This window comes from Pseudomonas sp. SIMBA_067 (genome assembly GCF_046534675.1).
In the GTDB taxonomy this organism is placed as follows: domain Bacteria; phylum Pseudomonadota; class Gammaproteobacteria; order Pseudomonadales; family Pseudomonadaceae; genus Aquipseudomonas; species Aquipseudomonas putida.
The window spans coordinates 1-326 of the sequence record NZ_JAWRYH010000185.1 but is presented as its reverse complement, the minus strand read 5'-3'; the positions used below and the strand labels follow the sequence as shown (position 1 = coordinate 326).

1 pseudogene is annotated in these 326 nt (G+C 39.3%); it reads left to right on the top strand.

The window, feature by feature from the left end:
• A pseudogene (locus tag SB765_RS28645) lies at positions 1 to 326 on the top strand (hypothetical protein); the annotation flags it as partial.

Genomic DNA, 326 nt, shown 5'->3' with positions numbered 1-326 from the left:
AATTTATTTTACTTTAAATTGAGTCTACCGACCAAAGATAATTTAAAGCGTTTCCCTTACAAAAACTTTGATGTTAAAACACGAAAAAACTGGCTTGAAAACTCTGGGGGGCTAAGGCTATATAGAGATAATTTTAGAGTTAGGCCTTACGGAGAGCCAGAATCCCATGCTTTTGATTGGTTATTGTTAGGACAAAGGGTTTCTAAAAGCCCCGCAGCTGTTACGCGTATCGGGGGTTGGAAAGTAGCCCCTCAAAACTTAGCTGGAACTATAAGCATATCAAAAGAAACCAACCCTCTTTTATCAGACCAATCAAACAGAGAGGG